This window comes from Salinicola sp. DM10, assembly GCF_017306975.2.
Classification (GTDB): Bacteria; Pseudomonadota; Gammaproteobacteria; order Pseudomonadales; family Halomonadaceae; genus Salinicola.
This window is the reverse complement of the sequence record NZ_JAFLEN020000046.1, coordinates 1-593: the sequence shown is the minus strand read 5'-3', so window position 1 is coordinate 593 and position 593 is coordinate 1. Positions and strand designations below refer to the sequence as shown.

The 593-nt window shown below is 66.1% G+C and carries 1 protein-coding gene; it reads right to left on the bottom strand.

Going from position 1 to position 593, the window contains the following annotated elements:
* A partial coding sequence (locus J0A90_RS18570) for a DUF2345 domain-containing protein (RefSeq protein ID WP_233076961.1) occupies positions 1-593 on the bottom strand: 593 nt, incomplete at both ends.

The following is a 593-nucleotide window of genomic DNA, read 5'->3' as shown; positions in this document are numbered from 1 at the left end:
ACGTCGATATTGCCGCCTTCGATGCGGATATAACCGCCACCACTGTTCAGCAGGATGCCGTTGGCGGCGTTGATCTCGACCCGCCCTTCGGTGGAAGTGATCTTGACGTCCTTCTCGGCGGTCAGCGCCATCTCGTCGCTCTGCGCCTGCACTTCGACCTTGCCGCGAGCGGCGAACAGTTTCATGCCGGCGCGGTAGACGAACAGCGAGAGCTTCTCGGAGATCGAGGCGACCAGGCTCTTGCCGGTGGCGACGTTGACGTCCTCGCCGCTGGAGACGCTCAGCGAGCGGCCCTGGGCCAGGTGGGTCGATTCCGGGGTACTCAGCGTAATGCCGGCGGGCGAGGCCATATGCAGCCACGGCGCTTTCATGCGTGCCGCTTCGCCGCGGCCGCCGCTGTCGGTGGCACCACGGGCGTTGTCTTGCTTGGCCTGTCCTGATGAATCGGCGAGCTGTTCGCTGTTGCCGTAGGTGTCGTCGGCGTCCTCGCCCGCCTGCTTGAGGTGCTCGCGGGCGTCGAGAGCGTCGGCGTTGTGGTCTGCCGCGCTCTGGCTGAGGCTGTCGCTGAGCTGGTAGGCGCTGTCGAGCTGCTG